The organism is Bacteroides sedimenti, assembly GCF_040365225.1.
GTDB classification, from domain to species: Bacteria; Bacteroidota; Bacteroidia; order Bacteroidales; family Bacteroidaceae; genus Bacteroides; species Bacteroides sedimenti.
In genome coordinates, this window is sequence record NZ_AP028055.1 from 2,378,323 (window position 1) to 2,398,098 (window position 19,776).

Genomic DNA, 19,776 nt, shown 5'->3' on the forward strand with positions numbered 1-19,776 from the left:
AAACAAATCTACTAAATTTTTATCCAACAATACTTATCTTTGTATCATTAAAAATTGAAATTAATTAAAGTATTATGAAAAAGATTGCATGTATAGCCCTTTTAGCAGCCTTTACTCTTCACAGTACAGCACAGGAGAAAGCAAAGAAAGAAGAAGGATTTATTTTTACAACAGTAAAAGAAAACCCTATCACTTCCATAAAAAATCAGCACCGTTCAAGTACTTGCTGGAGTTTCTCGGGACTAGGATTTCTGGAAGCTGAACTTCTTCGCAAAGGAAAAGGGGAATATGATCTTTCTGAAATGTTTGTGGTTCATCACACCATGGAAGATCGTGCGGAAAGATTTGTCCGTTTGCACGGAGACAGCCCTTTTGGCCCGGGTGGAAGCTTCTATGATATTATTTATTGTATGAAGAACTACGGATTGGTTCCTCAGGAAGCCATGAACGGAATACAATATGGAGATACACTTCCTGTTCACAATGAACTCGATGCTTTGATGCAATCATACGTAAATACCATTGGAAAAGGTTCTCTCAAGAAACTTACTCCGGTTTGGAAGAATGGCTTCAACGCAGTTGTAAGCACATACCTTGGCGAATGCCCGAAAGATTTCACATATAAAGGAAAGAAATATACTCCACAGTCGTTTGCCAAAGAACTGGGACTGAATGCTGACGATTATGTTTCACTTACTTCTTATACCCACCATCCGTTCTATTCAGAATTTGCAATTGAGATTCAAGACAACTGGCGCAACGGCAACTCATACAACCTGCCAATCGACGAATTTATGGAGGTAATTGAAAATGCTGTCAACAAAGGATACACAGTTGCTTGGGGTAGCGATGTTAGTGAAGCGGGATTTACACGCGACGGCATTGCCGTAGTTCCGGATGAAGTAAAATCGAATGAACTAACAGGCTCTGACATGGCACGCTGGACCGGCATGACAACTGCCGAAAAGAACAAGGAGCTCACCTCAAAACCTATGCCAGAAAAGGAAATTACTCAGGAAATGCGCCAGACCGGATTTGACAACTGGGAAACAACCGATGATCACGGTATGCTTATTTTCGGGATCGCAAAAGATCAGAACGGAAAAGATTACTTCATGGTGAAGAACTCTTGGGGAACAAACAGCAAGTACAAAGGAATATGGTATGCCTCGAAAGCATTTGTTAAATACAAGACGATGAACATTTTGGTTCACAAAGATGCTCTTCCTAAGAATATTTCTAAAAAGCTGGGGATAAAATAAAAATATCCTGTACAAAAGATTGCATTCTTTTGTACAGAAGAATGAATTGTTTTGTACAAAAGAATGCAATCTTCTGTACAAGAAAATAAGAAAGGCACGGGAATGATTTTTTCCTGTGCCTTTTGTTTTATATTTATCCGTCGTTAACCAATAAATTTCTCATTTACCATACAAGGTTATCTCCATCTAAAAATTTGCCGCTATCCAGTATAACTTATCACATTACCATTCTTTATCCATTATTACAGGCACTCAGTAACATTTAGTGCTGTCTGAACATTGTAATTTTTCGATCGACCAAGAATAAAGAGCCGGATTATAAAAAGTCAAACCTGGTTAAGCAACAAAAAAGGTTATAGACAAATATTATACTGTATACCCGCTTTTACTAAGCAAATATGCAACATACTCATTTACAGTTACTCTATTTTCAGTTATTAATTTGCTAATCTATTTGCTCATAAAGTATAAAGATGTGCATTTTTAAATAATAATCCTTTGTATAAGTCAACTGTTTGACTAAATTTGCAGACCGTTAGACAAACAGCTTTCAACACTCCGTTGACAGCTCTACTATACTGGTAATAGAATACTAATACTAAAATTAATATCATGAGTTTAAAGATTATTGTATTGGCAAAACAAGTCCCCGACACACGTAACGTTGGGAAAGATGCCATGAAAGCCGACGGAACAATTAATCGTGCGGCACTTCCGGCTATCTTCAATCCAGAAGACCTGAATGCTCTTGAGCAAGCTCTCCGGTTGAAAGATACACACCCCGGTTCTACCGTAACAATCCTGACAATGGGACCAGGTCGTGCGGCAGATATTATTCGCGAAGGATTATATCGCGGAGCAGATAATGGTTATTTGCTTACCGACAGAGCATTTGCGGGAGCAGATACGCTGGCCACATCTTACGCACTTGCCACTGCCATTCGTAAAATAAAGGAATACGATGTAATTATCGGCGGACGTCAGGCCATTGACGGTGATACAGCTCAGGTAGGTCCTCAGGTCGCTGAAAAGCTGGGATTAACTCAGATTACTTATGCAGAAGAGATTGTAAAGGTTGAAAACGGCCGCATTACTGTAAAGCGTCACATTGACGGCGGTATTGAAACTGTGGAAGGTCCTCTTCCCATCGTACTTACTGTAAATGGATCAGCAGCCCCTTGTCGTCCACGCAATGCCAAGTTCGTACAGAAGTACAAACATGCCAAGACAGTAACCGAAAAACAACAAGGAAACCTTGATTATACCGATCTTTATGATACAAGAGATTATCTGAATCTTGTAGAATGGAGTGTAACCGATGTTGAAGGAGATGTTAAACAATGCGGTCTTTCCGGTTCTCCAACAAAGGTTAAAGCAATTCAGAACATTGTTTTCCAGGCAAAAGAGAATAAAACTATCTCTTCTTCCGACAGAGAAGTTGAAGATCTGATCGTAGAGCTTTTGGCAAATCACACAATTGGTTAATCACTAAAGAAAGAAGTAAAAATGAACAATTTATTTGTATATTGCGAAATAGAAGACGGCATTGTTGCCGACGTAAGCCTTGAACTGCTTACCAAAGGCCGCTCTTTAGCTAACCAGTTGAACTGCCAGTTGGAAGCTGTTGTTGCCGGTTACAAATTAGATGGTATTGAAAAACAGGTACTTCCTTACGGAGTAGACAAACTGCATGTATTTGATGCAGAAGGTCTCTACCCTTACACTTCACTGCCTCACACATCCGTAATGGTGAACCTCTTCAAAGAAGAAAAACCTCAAATCTGTCTGATGGGGGCTACCGTTATCGGACGCGACCTTGGCCCTCGTGTTTCCTCAGCACTGACAAGCGGTTTGACAGCCGACTGTACTGCTCTCGAAATCGGTGACCACGAAGAAAAGAAAGAAGGCAAAGTTTACAGCAACCTGCTGTATCAAATTCGTCCTGCATTCGGTGGTAACATCGTTGCAACCATTGTTAACCCTGAACACCGCCCACAGATGGCAACCGTTCGCGAAGGGGTAATGAAGAAACAAATCCTTTCAAACGATTATAAAGGCGAAATTATCCGTCATGAAGTAAACAAGTATGTAGCCGACACAGACTACGTTGTGAAGGTTATTGAACGTCACATCGAGAAATCAAAGACCAACATCAAAGGTTCTCCTATCGTTGTAGCCGGCGGTTACGGTGTCGGTTCCAAAGAAAACTTCAACTTGCTTTTCGACCTTGCAAAGGTACTAAACGGAGAGGTAGGAGCTTCACGTGCAGCTGTCGATGCCGGTTTCTGTGAACACGACCGTCAAATTGGACAAACAGGTGTAACCGTACGTCCTAAACTTTATATCGCTTGCGGTATTTCAGGTCAGATTCAGCACATCGCAGGTATGCAGGAGAGTTCAATGATTATCTCAATTAACAATGATCCGAATGCACCGATCAACACTATTGCCGATTATGTTATTAACGGAACAGTAGAAGAGGTTGTGCCAAAGATGATTAAGTTCTATAAACAAAATTCGAAGTAGTAAAATGGCAAACTTATATTTAGATACACCAGAACTGAAGCATTATCTCAATCATCCGTTGATGAAGAGAATCGTTGAACTCAAAGAGCGCAACTATGCTGACAAAAATAATTTTGATTATGCTCCTGTAGATTTTGAAGATGCAATGGACAGCTACGATAAAGTGCTGGAAATTGTAGGTGAAATTTGCTCGGAAATCATTGCTCCCAATGCAGAGCACGTAGACCACGAAGGACCTCAGGTAATCAATAACCGCGTGAAATATGCAAGCGGAACTGCAGAAAACCTAAAAGCGGTAGTTGACGCAGGCTTAATGGGAGTGTCAATGCCTCGCCGTTTCGGAGGACTTAACTTCCCAAATGTTCCATACATGATGGCAGCCGACATGGTATCTTGCTGTGATGCCGGTTTTGAAAACCTTTGGGGGTTACAGGACTGTGCTGAAACACTTTACGAGTTTGGTAACGAAGATCAAAAGCAACGTTATATCACACGTGTTTGTGCCGGCGAAACCATGTCAATGGACCTTACTGAACCGGATGCAGGTTCCGACCTTCAGGCAGTAATGCTGAAAGCTACTTACAGCGAACAGGACCAATGCTGGTACCTAAACGGTGTAAAACGTTTCATTACCAATGGTGATGCTGATATTCACTTGGTACTGGCTCGTTCGGAAGAGGGAACTCACGATGGTCGTGGTCTTTCAATGTTTATCTACGACAAGAAGAACGGTGGAGTAAACGTTCGTCGTATCGAAAACAAGATGGGTATCAAAGGTTCTCCAACCTGCGAGCTTGTCTACAAAAATGCAAAAGCAGAACTTTGCGGCGACCGCAAACTCGGTTTGATTAAATACGTAATGGCATTGATGAACGGTGCACGTCTGGGTATTGCAGCACAATCTGTAGGTATTTCTCATGCTGCATACAGCGAAGCCTTGGCATATGCCAAGGACCGTAAACAGTTTGGCAAGGCAATCATTGAATTCCCCGCTGTATACGAAATCCTTTCATTGATGAAAGCAAAACGGGATGCTTCACGTACCTTATTGTACGAAACAACTCGTTTCGTAGATATCTACAAGGCGCTCGACGATATTTCCAAAGAACGCAAACTAACTCCGGAAGAAAGAACAGAACAGAAAACATTCTCTAAGCTGGCCGACAGCTTCACTCCACTTGCAAAAGGTTTGGGAAGTGAATTTGCAAACCAGAACGCTTACGACTGTATCCAGATTCACGGAGGTTCCGGTTTCATGAAAGACTACGCTTGCGAACGTATCTACCGTGATGCTCGTATCACCAGCATCTACGAAGGTACAACCCAACTTCAGGTAGTAGCTGCTATCCGTTATGTAACAACAGGTGCTTACCTGGCTCGCATGAAAGAGTACGAAGCAGAGCATGTTGCTCCCGAATTGGAGGGTCTGCATCGCCGTCTGAAAGCAATGTCTGAAAAATATGCCGCAGTTGTTGAAAAGATAGTTGCTGCCAAAGATCAGGAATTGCTCGACTTCATGGCTCGCCGTCTGGTTGAAATGGCCGGATACACCATCATGGGTTATCTGCTTGTACATGATGCTTCAAAATGTGATTCTTTCACAGAATCGGCTCATGTATTCGTTAAATATGCGGAAGGTGAAATTGACAAACACGCATTGTTCATCAACAAGTTCGATGCAGAAGATTTGTCTTTCTACAGAAAGTAATATCTTATCAATCCAAAAAGAAAGCGGAGGCTTCAGAGCCTCCGCTTTCTTTTTTTGTGGTTCGCATTTTTACCGAATTATTTGTTTCATCATTGCAACAATCCTGTCACCGCAAGACATAACTCCACTCCGCGAGCCTTTATCATTGGTTGGGCATCAATCAGTCATCCCTAACGAAGCCCTTTTTCAAATGCTTCTCAACGCTTCAATAAATCTCTTCACATCATCCTCAGTTGTATCAAACGATGTTACCAGACGCACTTCGTTATTGGTCTCATTCCAGAAATAGAAGAAATAGGTTTCCAGCAGTTTGTCAATCACCTTCCGAGGCATCTTCAAAAACAGAGCATTTGTTTCCGGCTTTTGAGTAAAAGTTACCCCAGGATAGTTCTTCAGCTCCTGATAAAGTAGCTGCGCCATCTTATTTGCATGTGACGCATTTGTGTGCCAGAGGTTATCAGTAAGGTAAGCCGTAAACTGACAAGAGAGGTAACGCATCTTAGAAGCCAGCTGTGCCGACTGTTTCCTGAAAAAACGTGTTTTTTTGGCCAAAACGGGGTCAAAAACAACTACGCACTCTCCCATCATCAAGCCATTCTTTGTTCCACCGAAACTAAGCACGTCGATTCCGCAATCCACCGTCAGCTCTTTCAGAGAAAGATTCAGAGCTACAGCTGCATTGGAGATGCGTGCACCGTCCATATGCACATACATTCCATATTCGTGAGCCAGACTTGTAATGGCTTTCAGTTCTTCTACGGTATAAACAGTTCCCAGTTCGGTACACTGAGAGATATAAATGGCTCCTGGCTGGGAATGATGCTGATCGCCAAACCCATGCAGGTGAGGTAAAATAAGCTCCGGAGTAAGCTTTCCGTCGGGAGTTTCAATCGGGCGGATCTGACATCCAGTCATTTTAACAGGAGAACCGCATTCGTCCACATAGATGTGAGCAGTCTCGGCACAAAGGATAGAATTGTAAGGCTGGGTTAAAAGTTGCAAGGCAACAACATTGCTACCTGTTCCGTTGAACACAAAAAATGGTTCACAATCGGGAGTAAATGTCTCTTTCACTTTAAGGACAGCCTCAGCAGTCCATTGGTCGTCACCATAACCAAAAGCATGGTCTTTATTGGCTTTTGCAAGTGCCTCCATTACTAAAGGGTGCACCCCTGAATTATTGTCTGATGCAAAACTTCTCATAATAGTATTTTGTTTATCATTGCAAAGGAACAGTTTTTTGTTGAAATCACATTGACAATGGTTGCAAAATATATCTATTTCTTTAACTTTGTTCGAAACAGAAAGAAGAAAAAATGAAAATTGATATTCGAAATATACGAAGAGAATACTTAAGGGGCGGACTGGCAAGAAAAAACCTGTCTGACAATCCATTCATTCAATTTCAGAAATGGTTGGAAGAAGCAATCGACGCGAATGTTAACGAACCAACAGCTGTCATTGTAGGTACGGTTTCTGAAGACGGAAAACCTTCCACCCGGTGCGTGTTGCTAAAAGAGTTACGTGATGATAAATTTGTGTTCTACACCAACTATGAAAGCCGCAAAGGAAAACAGTTGACCGGTTCTCCATATATCTCACTTACCTTTCTGTGGCATGAGCTGGAAAGGCAGGTCCACGTGGAAGGAATTGCCACAAAGGTTCCGCCCGAAGTATCGGATGATTATTATAAAACCCGACCTTATAAGAGTCGTATTGGGGCACGCATTTCCCCTCAAAGCAGACCTATTTCAGGAAGAATGAAAATCATGCTGGCATTTATCAGGGAAAGTATTCGCTTGGCAGGGAAAGAGGTGAAAAGACCTGAGAACTGGGGTGGTTATGCGGTAACTCCAACGCGCATTGAATTCTGGCAAGGAAGAGAAAGTCGGCTGCACGATCGTTTTCTTTATACTCTGCAAAATGACCAAAGCTGGAAGATTGAGCGACTCGCACCCTGAAACTGTGCAAATGTGGCTATTCCTAATATACTATAATTGTGTTATATTAGATTGCACAAGAGAGAAATTATTATTTATGCATTCCAAAAACAGATACTAAGTTCCATTCCATTTGCTTATCTTTTATCTGTGACTTTGATCTTCTCCATATCCAAACAGTGCAAAGTCATATTTACAGGGATCTTCTGGGCAAAGCTCTGATAGATGGTTTGTTATTTTCAACGCTGTTGATAGGCGATCTGTTTTGGGTAAATCATTCCAGATTATTCTGGAAACACGTCCTACGTGCACATCCAGGGGAATGATAAGCTCAGCCGGAGATATTCTTTTCCAAACTCCCATATCTACAATTCCATCATTCCTTACCAGCCAACGTAGCATCAGGTTACTTCTTTTGCAAGGACTTTTTCTTTGTGGTGATGAGATATGCCTGGAAGGAATCCAGCCGGATAACATCTGAAGGCCATTTAATATTCCATCTGAAAGAAACAACTCTTCCAAAGAATGGCTTTTCTGATAATAGTAGTACAATCCCTGACAAACATCCCACATATCCCGTTCAAAAAAAGTACGATGTATGTTTTTCTCCGATCCTTTCATTTCTTTCCACTCCCGATTCATTATATAAGTATACGGACTATTTCCCATTAGAGAGTGCATCTTCTCGGCATCTCTTAAAATCAGGTCGCGCTTTCCCCAAGTAATTATTGAAGTAAGCAACGCCGAAACCTCCACATCCTGAAGTAGCGAAAATCTTCTGGGAAACTGAATCGGGTCAGTTTCTATGAATGAATAGGTATTATATGTCTCTGCAAGCTCATCAAGCTTGCTTTTAATGGAGATATGTTTATTTTTCAGTTTAAATTCCATTCTTTTTCATCAATCATAATTGTGCAAATCTAATACTTTCTAAACAAAGATTTATCAATATTTGTCTTTCAAAAATCCAAATAAACTTAATATCTTCACAATACCATAATATATAAATTGTATTAAAATGCATCGTTTTTGGCAAATAATAATGCCTATTCAAACGTTATCTTCACAATTAAAGTATATAAATACTCTTTACTCAGAAAAAAAACATATATTTGCTTATAAATTTAATCAAGACACATTCAAATGAAGATTCGGTTCACCAGCTTCATCTTAATTCTAATTTGCAGCATAGGATGTTCTTCCCATCAGATTCCAGGTTACATGAAAAGTCAGAAGGGTGTTATGAATGAATCAAGGTTTTCAAGCGGATTTAATGTTTTTCTGACAGCGCTATCCGAAGAAGCCGAAGGCAATTCCCTAGATCAGTTTGTTCCTTCAGAGAATCTGATAAAACAATTTTCTCTGAAAAAGATAGATGGTCTGTTCAATATCTTCGGCTTTCTGCAAACAGATAATTCTTTTCAAGAAAAGGAAGTAGAGAAAATAGGGGGAAAGCTAATTCCATATTCTCTGCAAATATACAGCTTTCATATTCCTATTGAATCTATCCAAAAGCTGATTCAAATTAAAGGAATAACCTTTATTGAAATCAATCAGAAAACAAGGACCAAACAAACAAATACAAAAAGAGACTAAACACACAAAAAATAAAAAAATGAGACGGAAATCATTATTATGCTTTATCATTCTTTTTTCTCTTTCTGCAATAACACAAGCTCAGGAGAACTCCAAAAAATTGTCACCTTTTACAAAATCGTTTCTTACGAATATCAAACAACCGGAAGGTTCTTCAGCTCAGAAAAGATCGTTTATTAAAAGAGCTGGAATCCGCCAGATTGGTATCAACGAATACCTTGGCGCATTTGTCCGTCTGGCAGAAAGTGCCGGGACTGAAGCCTTGGAGGAATTGGGAGTAAAAATAGGGACTCGCTGCAAGGAGATTGTTACTGCACAAATTCCGTTGAGTGCTGTCGAGTCAGTCGCAGCTTTGCCCGAAGTAACATATATTCAGATAGGCAGCCCGGTACACAAACAAATGGATAAAGCCAGAGCAGCCTCAGGTGTTGATAAAGTACAGTCGGGAATGTCTCCCCTGAATGCTCCTTATTGGGGAAAAGATGTAGTGATAGGAATCATTGACAACGGATTTGAGTATGGTCATCCGGCTTTCTATACATCCGATCATACAGCTCTTCGTATAAAAAAGGTCTGGGACCAGAATGCCTATGAAGGAAATGCACCATCCAAGTTCGGTTACGGTGCTGAATACGTCAATCAGGATTCTATTTTGGCTGCATTATATGATATAGCTGACGCCTCTCACGGAACACATGTTGCTGGCATAGCAACCGGAGCCGACAAATCGTCAGAAAACGGCTATTATGGAGTAGCGGGAGAATCTGAAATAATTCTGGTATCTCAGGGTGGAACATCCACCTACATTGCCGATGGTATAAAATATATCTTTGATTACGCCGATTCAATAGGCAAACCATGTGTCGTTAACCTGAGTCTAGGAACCTATATCGGGCCGCACGATGGAACTTCAACCTTTGATGTTCTGGCAGACCAGCTACAAGGAAAAGGGCGCCTTCTGGTGGGTTCAGCAGGCAATGAGGCCGGAAAGAAAATCCATACATCCGGTAATTTCAGTGCTACAGACTCTATTTTCCGTACTTTTGTGAATTTCAAAGATAACGTAGCTTGTGATATATGGGGCGAAACTGACAAAAACTTCAAGGTACAGCTTTGTTTGTATGACACCCTAACAATGGACACCTTGTACATAACACCGGAATATAACACTACCGATCTTAACAACGGAACTAGAATTAATCTCACCTCACTGACAAACAGAATTGTGCGGGGATCTATTTACTTATCAACAGGAACAGATCCACAAAATAAAAAGCCTAATGTTTACTTTTATTCCGAATTTACTGCCATGCCCGAAAAATACTGCCTTGGACTGATTTTCAAAGCAAAAGATGGAAGAATTAACGCGTGGGCAGATGAAAGTATCTGCTCCTTTACAAACAGGAATCGTATCGGATGGTCTGATGGAGACAACTTTTGTTCAATCGGAGAAATAGGAGGAACAGGAAAACAGATAATTACCGTAGGAGCATATGCTACTAAAACGTCATATACTAATCTGGATCAGACAAATCTTACAATGAATGAAACATTGAACTCTCTAGCCTCCTTCTCTAGTGCTGGACCCACCGTTGACCGACGTATGAAACCGGAAATCACAGCTCCGGGAAGCATTATCATCTCTTCAGTTTCAAGTTATGATACCACCAATCCAAGTGAAAGAGTCAAATCAACAGAGATAAACGGAAAGATATACTACTACGGTATGATGCAAGGAACCTCTATGGCTGCTCCTAACGTATGCGGTGTTCTAGCTACTTGGCTCCAGGCCAACCCTAAACTGACTCCAGATGAAGTTAAGGCTATTCTGCAAAAAACAGCAATTAATGATTCTTTTACCGGAGACTTGATACCTTCAGGGAACAATACCTGGGGGTATGGAAAGATTGACGCTTTCAAAGGACTTCTGGAGGTAATTAAACAATCCACCTCTATCGAAGAGACATTCTCGCTTCCATCAACATCGGTATTGATGTACGCTACTCAGGGAAATCGGCAGTTGATTAAATTTCTATTCACACAGGAAGATTCAAACGTACAGATCAGCATATTTAATGTAAACGGTCAAAAACTTCTTAGCAAGCAGATCGGAACAATATCCAGTAAACAGGAAGAAACAATTAATCTGGAGAATATGCCTAAAGGTTTTTACCTAATTAAAATTTCAGGGAACAATTTAAATCAGGTATTTAAGGTAAATACAAAATAATAGATACCATCTATCGCGACAGAAATAGATTCGGTTCTCATAAATAGAAAAAGAGTAGGCAGTTCATCAAGGCTGCCTACTCTCATTTTAGTCCATTCATTTATATACTTTTTAAATCAGATTGTCTGGATCTTTCAGTTCAGTTATACAATTCCATACAAAAGCCATACGAACTATGAATGTTGTTTCAGCTTGCGTAAGTAATAATCAAGGCCAAGTAAACCAAGAGCCAGAAATCCGATATAAAAATAGAAGCCAAAAATTGGGCTTGATTCAGAAGAATAACGAAGATTTATCAGGCTTTCGATTATATCGAAAGAGAAATAAGTTCTCAATAAATAAGTAGTAAAACCAATTAAGGAAGCAGAAGTTACCAATAAAAGAACAAAATTTAATCTAGCAGCCCGCCGATGCTTTCTCTGAGCTTCAACATTGATTTGTTCCATTACCTTACTTGTAAAATCAACTGAGAGAGTCTCAAAGGAAGACTTTCTGAGAGCTTCTTTCAACAATTTATCTTGATTTGCTTTCATTTTCACACTTGGTTTATCAATGCACATATTTTTTTTCGGATACGATGCAATTTCACTTTTATATTAGTAGGAGTCAACCTAAAGATTGAGGCTAACTCATCAACAGATTTATTCTCGTTATAAAAGAGAGTGATTAATACTCTTTCATTTGCGTTAAGTTGAGTAAGCGCCCACTCCATTTTTTTTATTCTCTCTTCGTTGTCAGAACTGCACAATATCTCATCAGCCTCGTCGTCAGATATATTATCAATTATTTGTTCATCTATAACTGATAATTCTTTTTTTTGCTTACGCGTGGCAGAAATCGCAGTATTATATGCAATTCTATATAGCCAGGTAGAAAAGCTACAATCTCCTTTATAAGTGTCTAGTTTCCGGTAGGCCTTTACAAATGAATCTTGCGTAAGCTCTTCTGCATCTTCTCTACATGAAATTATTTGAAGAACAAGAGAATAGATAGGCCGACTGTAACGATCAAGAAAGTAAGAAAACAAAGTTGTTTCTCCTTCCAGAATTCGTTTTATATAATCTATCTCTTCTTTCTGTCCCATCTTATTCTTTTAGACGCGCTAATTACTTAATGGTTACATCTTTGAGGACTTTTTATTTTTATCCTCGAAAAGTGTAACCTTTTTCATTTGAGAACGTCAAACGTTACAAAGAACGAATTTATTCATTTAAAAACATACGATTATGATGGATTTTATTTCAGTCCCATTGGTTGTAGGAATTGTGACATTGGGAATTTACAAACTATTTGAGCTCTTCGTTAGAAAAAAAGAACGCCTATCTATTATTGAAAAGATAGGAGAGAAATTTGATGCTTCAATGATTGAAAACAAATTCTCTTTTCCATCAAGAATTTTTAAGAATTTTTCTTTTGGATCATTAAAAGCCGGATGTCTTTTAATGGGAGTTGGTTTGGGGTTATTAGTTGGTTTTATCATTTGTACGTCCACGATAACTGGTTACAATATGGGACATGATATAGACTGGGGGGTTAGAGACACAGCTGGAATTGTGTATGGAGCCTCAGTTCTTATTTTTGGAGGATTAGGACTAATTACTGCGTTCCTAATAGAAATGCAGTATTCCAAGAAAGAGGAGAAATAAGTCTAAAAATCAAGCGATAAAACAGAAAAGGCTATTCCTTATGGAACAGCCTTTTGTTTTAATATTGCAGGAAAGAATTACATCATGCCGCCCATGCCGCCCATTCCCGGAGCACCCATTGGCATTTCTGGTTTATCTTCTTTCTTTTCCACGATTACACATTCTGTAGTCAGGAACATACCTGCGATAGATGCAGCATTTTCAAGAGCCACACGAGTTACCTTAGCTGGATCTACTACTCCGGCTGCGTACATATTTTCATAAACATCGCTATAAGCGTTGTATCCAAAATCTGCTTTACCTTCACGTACCTTCTGAACAACCACAGCACCTTCTTTTCCTGCGTTAGCCACAATCTGACGAAGAGGTTCTTCAATTGCACGTTTGATGATTTCAATACCTGTTGTTTCATCTGCATTTCCACCCTTCATACCTTCCAAAGCTTCAGAAGCACGGATGTAAGCAACACCACCACCAGGAACAATACCTTCTTCGATTGCTGCACGAGTAGCACAAAGAGCATCATCAACACGGTCTTTCTTTTCTTTCATTTCCACCTCAGAAGCAGCACCTACATAAAGTACAGCTACACCACCTGATAGTTTAGCCAGACGTTCCTGAAGTTTTTCCTTGTCGTAATCAGAGGTAGTAGTCTTAATCTGAGCCTTGATTTGATTGATGCGTGCATCAATGTTTTCTTTAGTACCAGAACCGTTTACGATAGTTGTGTTATCTTTAGTGATTGTTACCTTTTCGGCAGAACCAAGCATTTCAATTGTAGCCTGTTCCAGTTTGATGCCTTTCTCTTCGCTGATTACGATACCGCCTGTAAGTATCGCGATATCTTCCAACATTTCTTTTCTTCTGTCGCCAAAGCCCGGAGCTTTCACTGCACAGATCTTCAACTGAGAACGAAGACGGTTTACTACCAATGTAGTCAAAGCTTCACTATCCACATCTTCCGCAACAATCAGTAATGGACGACCTGTCTGAACAGCTGGTTCAAGAATTGGAAGCATATCTTTCAGGTTAGAGATCTTCTTGTCGTAGATAAGAATGTATGGGTTCTCCATTTCGCACTGCATCTTTTCAGTGTTGGTTACAAAATAAGCAGAAAGGTAGCCACGGTCAAACTGCATACCTTCAACCACGTCGATAGTAGTGTCTGTTCCCTTAGCTTCTTCAATAGTGATTACACCGTCTACAGAAACTTTGCGCATTGCATCAGCCACCAGTTTACCAATTGTTGAGTCGTTGTTTGCAGAGATGCGTGCAACCTGTTCTATCTTATCGTAATTATCGCCTACCTTTTCAGATTGTTTTCTGATAGATGCCACAACTGCTTCTACAGCCTTATCAATACCACGCTTCAAATCCATCGGATTTGCACCTGCAGCAACGTTCTTCATACCTACACTTACAATTGATTGTGCCAGTACAGTTGCAGTAGTTGTTCCATCACCGGCATCTTCACCAGTTTTAGAAGCTACTTCCTTTACCAACTGAGCGCCGGTATTCTGGAATGAATCGCTCAATTCGATTTCCTTAGCTACTGTTACACCGTCTTTTGTGATGTGTGGAGCACCAAATTTCTTTTCAATAATTACGTTGCGACCTTTAGGGCCAAGTGTTACTTTTACTGCATTTGCAAGCTCATCAACACCTTTCTTCAGTTGTTCGCGAGCATCGATATTGAATATGATATCTTTAGCCATGATTATTTAATTAAATGATTGATAAATGAATAATGAAAAATTAAAGAGTTGCCAACACATCGCTCTGACGCATAATCAGGTATTTTGTACCCTCTACGTCCAGTTCAGTTCCGGCATACTTTCCATAAAGAACAGTGTCGCCTACCTTCAGTACCATTTCTTCGTCTTTAGTACCTTGACCAACTGCCACAACTTCGCCCTTCAATGGTTTTTCTTTTGCTGTATCGGGAATGATAATACCACCGATAGTTTTTTCTTCTGCAGGAGCAGGAAGAATAAGTACTCTGTCTGCTAATGGTTTAATGTTCATAATTCTTTAAATATTATTTGTTAGACTTTAATTTAATGTTTACGGAAAAACATAAGCGAAAAGTATGCCAAAAAGAAAAAAGCTTCCCAACAAAGAGCTAAACTGCCGTTTATAACAACAAAAAAGGTCAATTTGTTTTTTAAACTGACAAATTGACCTTTTTTTAATATCTTTATGAAAAGGATTATTGGGTAACAGCTTCAATCAATTGAGCAATATCAACCAACTGCTGTTCGCCTGTCTCCATATTTTTAAGCATTACTTTACCTTCATCCATCTCATTTTCACCAACTATACCCACAAAAGGAATCTTCTTATCATTAGCGTATCCCATCTGTTTCTTCATTTTGGCCGAATCGGGATAAAGCTCTGCACGAATATTCGCTTCGCGGGCTTTCGCCAGCAACGGCAGGCAATAAGCTGCTTCCTTCTCTCCGAAGTTCACAAACATCAGCTGAGTTCCGTTCACCGCCTCTTTTGGATAAAGATCCAACTGGTTCAGTACATCGAAGATACGATCGGCTCCAAATGAGATCCCAACTCCGGATATCCCAGCCATGCCAAACACCCCTGTCAGATTGTCATAACGACCGCCACCAGTGATGCTTCCAATCTGAACATCCAACGCCTTTACCTCAAAGATTGCTCCGGTATAGTAGTTCAAACCACGTGCTAAGGTTAGGTCTAGTTCAACGTCAGACTTCACATTCAAATTAGAAAGTGAGGAAAGAATGAACTCACTCTCTTCTACCCCTTTCAGACCGATTTCACTTTCGGCAAGGATTGTTTTGAGTGTATTCAGTTTTTCTACGTTTGTTCCGCTCAACAGGATGATTGGTTGTAGCTTGGCAATCGCTTCTTCCGGAATTTCTTTAGAGGCCAGTTCGGCATTCACATTATCCAGACCAATCTTATCCAGCTTATCAATTGCCACGGTGATATCGACAATCTTTTCCGCTTCACCAATAATTTCGGCAATACCGCTTAATATCTTACGGTTATTTATCTTTATGGAAACTCTTACCCCCAGACGGGTGAACACATTATCTACCATCTGCATCAGTTCAACCTCGTTCAGCAGGGAGTTGCTTCCTACCACATCGGCATCGCATTGATAAAATTCACGGTAACGTCCTTTCTGAGGACGGTCAGCACGCCAAACCGGCTGAATTTGATACCGTTTAAAAGGAAAACTGAGTTCATCACGATGCATCACCACATAACGGGCAAAAGGTACTGTCAAGTCATAACGCAATCCTTTTTCGCAGAATTTGCTGGCCAGTTTTGCAGCATTGCGTGAAAGCAGTTCCTCGTCGGTCAGGCCGGAAAAGTAATCGCCTGAGTTCTGGATCTTGAATAATAGTTTATCTCCTTCATCTCCATATTTGCCCATTAGTGTAGAAAGGTTCTCCATGGCAGGAGTCTCAATCTGTTCAAAACCGTAAAGATGAAATACTTCACGAATCGTGTTGAATATATAGTTACGCTTCGCCATTTCAACGGGCGAAAAATCGCGTGTTCCTTTTGGTATACCTGGTTTTGCCATAATTAAAATTCTTTTTGCGGCACAAAGTTACACTAAAATATTGATTCTATAAAAAAAAGGGCCTATTTACTAAAACTTATTAGCCTCTTATTGTGTCTATATTATGAGCTGGAAGTTGATGGAAATAAACTCATAAACCATATAACGATGAGACTCTTTCTCTGGCTGATGGTTATGATGGGAAACCTGCACGCCGCACAGGCACAGGTCACCATGGAAGATGTGAAAAGGTATTTCACTGAACAGAGCCTTTTGGTGAAACAGGCCCGCGATTTCCAGGATTACGAAAGAGCAGAAGAGCTGGATTATGCAATACTCCGTACCGTACTCTCCTATCCCGAAGATATCCAGAAAAAGATAAACCCCGTAAAAGGAGCTCTCTATTACAATATTGCCTGTTATCGCTCATTAATGAATAAGAAAGAAGAAGCAATAGAGGCTTTTGCTAAAGCAGTAGAAAACGGGTGGGTCAATTTTATATATACCATCAAAGACAAGGATCTGGAAAACATCCGCAACGAGAAAAGATTCACGGCCATGGTAGATAGGTTACAGGAGGAAAACGATTTCCCGAATATCCTGAAACAAGCCGGAGGATATGCCCATAAAAAGGACTCTCTTTTGCCGAAGTTCACCTATTTGCCTCCGAATGACTGCAATCTGATACGGATTAAGGAACATTTCAATCTGGACAGCATCGCTGGTTACGGGGATGAACTTTCTAAAATTAAAAGATTGCTCGGTTGGGTACACAATATGGTACGTCATGACGGACAGGCATCCGACCCAATATCAAATGATGTTATTAATCTGATTAACACCTGCCAAAAAGAAAACCGGGGACTCAACTGCCGGATGATTTCACGGATATTGAACGAATGCTACCTCGCAATGGGGTTGAAATCGCGAAGCATAACTTGCCTGCCCCAAAAAAACACAGACGATTGCCATGTTATAAACCTGGTTTACTCCACCACTTTGGATAAATGGCTATGGATGGACCCTACCTTTAATGCCTATGTGATGGACGAAAATGGGAATCTGCTCAACATCGCCGAAGTGCGCGAACGTCTGATTAGTGGTGCTCCTCTAAAGATTAACGAGGATGCCAACTGGAACAATAAAAAAAAGGAAACCAAGGAACACTATCTGGATTTCTACATGGCCAGAAATCTCTATTCCATGAAATGTGTATTAAATAGTGGCTATGACACGGAAAGTCAGATCGCAGGAAAATTTTCACCAGTTACTGTTACTCTTTATCCTTCATCAGCGCTGAATATAATCAATAAACAATCGGGCTGCACTGACAATGCTACCTATTTCTGGCAATCACCGCAACAATGAGGTTATTGAAAATTCATTTTCGTTTGTAGCCGTCTTTATCTGTTCAGAAAAGCCTGCAATAAATTCTAGGACTTTGCATTGTACCTTTTTTACGTCTTGTGCTATAATACCCAAGGTAAAAAAGAGCTAGTTCAAAAAATAAAATAACTTCTTATGAGTTGAATAATAAATACGACTTCGGATAGAGACCTGAAGAAAAAGGCATAAAAAAGGGTGCTGTTCAGACTTTTTTGAACAACACCCTTTTATTTATATCTGCAAATATTAATCTCTTCTTCCCATGAATATCATGACGTAATAAATCAATGTTGCCAAAGAACCTAATGCAGCAACCACATAGGTATAAGCAGCCGAACGAAGGGCATCTTCAGCCTGAGCATGATTATATGAGTTGGTGATGCCTGCACTGCTTAACCAAACCAATGCTCTTTTACTGGCATTGATTTCAACCGGTAAGGTGATAAAGCTGAACAGGGTTGTCATGGCAAACAGGATAATGCCGGCCAACAGTAACTGAGGAAAGGAATTAAACATGATAATACCTCCAAGCAGCAGCCATGTCATCCATTGCGATGCGAATGTAACAACCGGAACCAGTTTAGAGCGCATGGTCAGAGGAGCATAAGCCCGTGCATGCTGTACGGCATGGCCGCATTCGTGAGCCGCAACAGCAGCAGCAGCGACACTGTTGCTTGAATAGACACTTTCACTCAGATTCACTGTCTTATTGGCAGGATTATAGTGGTCGGTCAGGTGCCCCTGAGTACAGGTTACCTGCACATCATAAATTCCGTTATCATGCAGCATCTGCAATGCCACATCGCGGCCTGTCATCCCATTTGATACAGGAATCTTGGAATATTTCTTAAATTTGCTTTGCAACGACTGCTGCACAATAAAGCTTACTACAGCTATGACAATAAATAGAATAAACATACTTTTCTTCTTTAATTAATTAATACTAACTGTATTACAAATAGTTTGCCAAATATAATATTTTATAAAGTCATAAACCAAATAACCCTCTATTTTTAGTAAGATTTATAGATTTACCCATATAATTGATTTTAAAAAGTTGCACAGTCGTGCAAGTCATGAAAAGCACATCAATCTTACCGATTGTATAACACATACAAGTGTTTAAGCCGTGCGTTCCCAGCATATTATTTACAAAAGTCACGCAGTGTCATTGCAAATGTCCATCACTTTTTTTTTGGGGGGGGGAGTATAACCGGCTTATTTATTGTAGTAAATTCAATAACAAAGTAATTGAAAGGAAATCAACAATAACTGTAGAAGAGAAGTTGTTTACAACAAAAACTAAATTCTAAGTTTTCTTCAAAAAAAAGAGTTTAATTGCAGAAGACTTAGAATTCAATCCCTATATCTAGTTGGTTAATCTTGTCAGATTATTCACCAATTAATGTTCTGGTTCCCATTTTCTTTTCCACGTTCTCCACAACTTCACTTACAAGCGGTTTGTTTTCAAAACGTTTAGCATAACTTGTATAATCAGGACGTGTACGGTGATAGTCCGGATCCATAAAGAGCGGGCTCGAGATGATATGATCGGCAGTGGAACGATTGCAGCAGAACACAATGTTTTCAACTCCTGCCAAACGGGTCAGCGCTTTCACATCTGTATCGTGAGGTTGCAAAGTCATCGGATCAGTAAAGAAAAAAAGATAATCAATCTCACCATCCACAATACGCGATCCCATCTGTTGGTCACCGCCCAACGGACCCGATTTCAAGATTGTGATATCCCATTCAATATCCGGATGCTTCTCTTTCAATGCTTCACGAATCAGTGTACCTGTGGTCCCTGTGCAATAGAATTTATGTCCCATCAGTAATTTAGAATTCCAGACTACCCATTCAATCATGTCTTTCTTCATTCCATCATGTGCTACCAGCCCTATTTTTCTAACTAGTTTTTTCATATTCGTC

General features: G+C 40.1%; 18 protein-coding genes. 9 read left to right on the top strand and 9 right to left on the bottom strand.

Features of this window, described 5'->3' with window-relative positions; all coding sequences use genetic code 11:
* Positions 1-74: 74 nt before the first annotated feature.
* The 4 genes from ABWU87_RS09335 to ABWU87_RS09350 all read left to right on the top strand — a co-directional run bounded on the left by ABWU87_RS09335 (position 75) and on the right by ABWU87_RS09350 (position 5,496).
* The gene (locus tag ABWU87_RS09335; protein ID WP_353330147.1) at positions 75-1,262 is read left to right on the top strand and encodes an aminopeptidase C; all 1,188 of its coding nucleotides are present in this window, start codon (positions 75-77) and stop codon (positions 1,260-1,262) included.
* 612 nt (positions 1,263-1,874) lie between these two features.
* Positions 1,875-2,747 (top strand): electron transfer flavoprotein subunit beta/FixA family protein, encoded by an 873-nt coding sequence (locus ABWU87_RS09340; protein WP_353330149.1) that lies wholly within the window; start codon positions 1,875-1,877, stop codon positions 2,745-2,747.
* A 21-nt stretch (positions 2,748-2,768) separates the two neighbouring features.
* A complete protein-coding gene (locus ABWU87_RS09345; RefSeq protein ID WP_353330151.1) occupies positions 2,769-3,788 on the top strand; it encodes an electron transfer flavoprotein subunit alpha/FixB family protein in 1,020 nt (339 codons plus the stop codon).
* Positions 3,789-3,792: 4 nt separating this feature from the next.
* Complete coding sequence (locus tag ABWU87_RS09350; RefSeq protein WP_353330153.1) at positions 3,793-5,496, top strand: acyl-CoA dehydrogenase family protein; 1,704 nt, start codon at positions 3,793-3,795, stop codon at positions 5,494-5,496.
* Between the two features lie 186 nt (positions 5,497-5,682).
* Here ABWU87_RS09350 and ABWU87_RS09355 read toward each other — a convergent pair whose 3' ends face one another.
* Positions 5,683-6,699, bottom strand: a complete 1,017-nt coding sequence (locus tag ABWU87_RS09355; RefSeq protein WP_353330155.1) for a threonine aldolase family protein — start codon at positions 6,697-6,699, stop codon at positions 5,683-5,685.
* Positions 6,700-6,812: 113 nt separating this feature from the next.
* On the opposite strand from ABWU87_RS09355, the gene pdxH reads away from it, so the two are divergent.
* Positions 6,813-7,457 carry a pyridoxamine 5'-phosphate oxidase gene (gene pdxH, locus ABWU87_RS09360; RefSeq protein WP_353330157.1) on the top strand — a complete coding sequence of 215 codons (645 nt, stop codon included), beginning with the start codon at positions 6,813-6,815 and terminating at the stop codon, positions 7,455-7,457.
* A 123-nt stretch (positions 7,458-7,580) separates the two neighbouring features.
* Here the strand turns inward: pdxH and ABWU87_RS09365 are convergent, their stop codons facing one another.
* Positions 7,581-8,327 (bottom strand): TIGR02757 family protein, encoded by a 747-nt coding sequence (locus ABWU87_RS09365; protein WP_353330159.1) that lies wholly within the window; start codon positions 8,325-8,327, stop codon positions 7,581-7,583.
* A 330-nt stretch (positions 8,328-8,657) separates the two neighbouring features.
* Here ABWU87_RS09365 and ABWU87_RS09370 point away from each other — a divergent pair, with 330 nt between their 5' ends.
* Complete coding sequence (locus ABWU87_RS09370; protein WP_353330161.1) at positions 8,658-9,032, top strand: hypothetical protein; 375 nt, start codon at positions 8,658-8,660, stop codon at positions 9,030-9,032.
* A gap of 19 nt (positions 9,033-9,051) precedes the next feature.
* On the top strand, positions 9,052-11,262 hold the full coding sequence (locus tag ABWU87_RS09375) for a S8 family serine peptidase (RefSeq protein ID WP_353330163.1): 2,211 nt from the start codon (positions 9,052-9,054) through the stop codon (positions 11,260-11,262).
* Positions 11,263-11,435: 173 nt separating this feature from the next.
* On the opposite strand, the gene ABWU87_RS09380 is transcribed toward ABWU87_RS09375, so the two are convergent.
* Together ABWU87_RS09380 and ABWU87_RS09385 are read right to left on the bottom strand one after the other, a co-directional pair.
* On the bottom strand, positions 11,436-11,795 hold the full coding sequence (locus ABWU87_RS09380; protein ID WP_353330165.1) for a hypothetical protein: 360 nt from the start codon (positions 11,793-11,795) through the stop codon (positions 11,436-11,438).
* Positions 11,796-11,797: 2 nt separating this feature from the next.
* Positions 11,798-12,346 carry an RNA polymerase sigma factor gene (locus ABWU87_RS09385; RefSeq protein WP_353330167.1) on the bottom strand — a complete coding sequence of 183 codons (549 nt, stop codon included), beginning with the start codon at positions 12,344-12,346 and terminating at the stop codon, positions 11,798-11,800.
* 142 nt (positions 12,347-12,488) lie between these two features.
* Between ABWU87_RS09385 and ABWU87_RS09390 the strand changes: the two genes are divergently transcribed.
* Positions 12,489-12,908 carry a DUF6249 domain-containing protein gene (locus ABWU87_RS09390; RefSeq protein ID WP_353330170.1) on the top strand — a complete coding sequence of 140 codons (420 nt, stop codon included), beginning with the start codon at positions 12,489-12,491 and terminating at the stop codon, positions 12,906-12,908.
* A 77-nt stretch (positions 12,909-12,985) separates the two neighbouring features.
* On the opposite strand, the gene groL is transcribed toward ABWU87_RS09390, so the two are convergent.
* The 3 genes from groL to hisS all read right to left on the bottom strand — a co-directional run bounded on the left by groL (position 12,986) and on the right by hisS (position 16,482).
* Positions 12,986-14,623 (bottom strand): chaperonin GroEL, encoded by a 1,638-nt coding sequence (gene groL, locus ABWU87_RS09395; protein WP_353330172.1) that lies wholly within the window; start codon positions 14,621-14,623, stop codon positions 12,986-12,988.
* Between the two features lie 40 nt (positions 14,624-14,663).
* On the bottom strand, positions 14,664-14,933 hold the full coding sequence (locus ABWU87_RS09400; protein WP_353330174.1) for a co-chaperone GroES: 270 nt from the start codon (positions 14,931-14,933) through the stop codon (positions 14,664-14,666).
* Between the two features lie 184 nt (positions 14,934-15,117).
* Positions 15,118-16,482, bottom strand: a complete 1,365-nt coding sequence (gene hisS / locus ABWU87_RS09405) for a histidine--tRNA ligase (RefSeq protein WP_353334447.1) — start codon at positions 16,480-16,482, stop codon at positions 15,118-15,120.
* 144 nt (positions 16,483-16,626) lie between these two features.
* Here hisS and ABWU87_RS09410 point away from each other — a divergent pair, with 144 nt between their 5' ends.
* The gene (locus ABWU87_RS09410) at positions 16,627-17,826 is read left to right on the top strand and encodes a TPR end-of-group domain-containing protein (RefSeq protein WP_353330176.1); all 1,200 of its coding nucleotides are present in this window, start codon (positions 16,627-16,629) and stop codon (positions 17,824-17,826) included.
* A gap of 264 nt (positions 17,827-18,090) precedes the next feature.
* Here ABWU87_RS09410 and ABWU87_RS09415 read toward each other — a convergent pair whose 3' ends face one another.
* Both ABWU87_RS09415 and ABWU87_RS09420 read right to left on the bottom strand, forming a co-directional pair.
* Positions 18,091-18,762 carry a zinc metallopeptidase gene (locus ABWU87_RS09415; RefSeq protein WP_353330178.1) on the bottom strand — a complete coding sequence of 224 codons (672 nt, stop codon included), beginning with the start codon at positions 18,760-18,762 and terminating at the stop codon, positions 18,091-18,093.
* Between the two features lie 473 nt (positions 18,763-19,235).
* Positions 19,236-19,769 (bottom strand): methylglyoxal synthase, encoded by a 534-nt coding sequence (locus ABWU87_RS09420; RefSeq protein ID WP_353330180.1) that lies wholly within the window; start codon positions 19,767-19,769, stop codon positions 19,236-19,238.
* Between the last annotated feature and the right edge of the window lie 7 nt (positions 19,770-19,776).

Bases quoted from the DNA above. Each gene is read 5' to 3' on its own strand.
- ABWU87_RS09335 (WP_353330147.1), top strand. From the start codon at position 75: ATGAAAAAGATTGCATGTATAGCCCTTTTAGCAGCCTTTACTCTTCAC.
- ABWU87_RS09340 (WP_353330149.1), top strand. From the start codon at position 1,875: ATGAGTTTAAAGATTATTGTATTGGCAAAACAAGTCCCCGACACACGT.
- ABWU87_RS09345 (WP_353330151.1), top strand. From the start codon at position 2,769: ATGAACAATTTATTTGTATATTGCGAAATAGAAGACGGCATTGTTGCC.
- ABWU87_RS09350 (WP_353330153.1), top strand. From the start codon at position 3,793: ATGGCAAACTTATATTTAGATACACCAGAACTGAAGCATTATCTCAAT.
- ABWU87_RS09355 (WP_353330155.1), bottom strand. From the start codon at position 6,699: ATGAGAAGTTTTGCATCAGACAATAATTCAGGGGTGCACCCTTTAGTA.
- pdxH (WP_353330157.1), top strand. From the start codon at position 6,813: ATGAAAATTGATATTCGAAATATACGAAGAGAATACTTAAGGGGCGGA.
- ABWU87_RS09365 (WP_353330159.1), bottom strand. From the start codon at position 8,327: ATGGAATTTAAACTGAAAAATAAACATATCTCCATTAAAAGCAAGCTT.
- ABWU87_RS09370 (WP_353330161.1), top strand. From the start codon at position 8,658: ATGAAAAGTCAGAAGGGTGTTATGAATGAATCAAGGTTTTCAAGCGGA.
- ABWU87_RS09375 (WP_353330163.1), top strand. From the start codon at position 9,052: ATGAGACGGAAATCATTATTATGCTTTATCATTCTTTTTTCTCTTTCT.
- ABWU87_RS09380 (WP_353330165.1), bottom strand. From the start codon at position 11,795: ATGAAAGCAAATCAAGATAAATTGTTGAAAGAAGCTCTCAGAAAGTCT.
- ABWU87_RS09385 (WP_353330167.1), bottom strand. From the start codon at position 12,346: ATGGGACAGAAAGAAGAGATAGATTATATAAAACGAATTCTGGAAGGA.
- ABWU87_RS09390 (WP_353330170.1), top strand. From the start codon at position 12,489: ATGATGGATTTTATTTCAGTCCCATTGGTTGTAGGAATTGTGACATTG.
- groL (WP_353330172.1), bottom strand. From the start codon at position 14,623: ATGGCTAAAGATATCATATTCAATATCGATGCTCGCGAACAACTGAAG.
- ABWU87_RS09400 (WP_353330174.1), bottom strand. From the start codon at position 14,933: ATGAACATTAAACCATTAGCAGACAGAGTACTTATTCTTCCTGCTCCT.
- ABWU87_RS09410 (WP_353330176.1), top strand. From the start codon at position 16,627: ATGAGACTCTTTCTCTGGCTGATGGTTATGATGGGAAACCTGCACGCC.
- ABWU87_RS09415 (WP_353330178.1), bottom strand. From the start codon at position 18,762: ATGTTTATTCTATTTATTGTCATAGCTGTAGTAAGCTTTATTGTGCAG.
- ABWU87_RS09420 (WP_353330180.1), bottom strand. From the start codon at position 19,769: ATGAAAAAACTAGTTAGAAAAATAGGGCTGGTAGCACATGATGGAATG.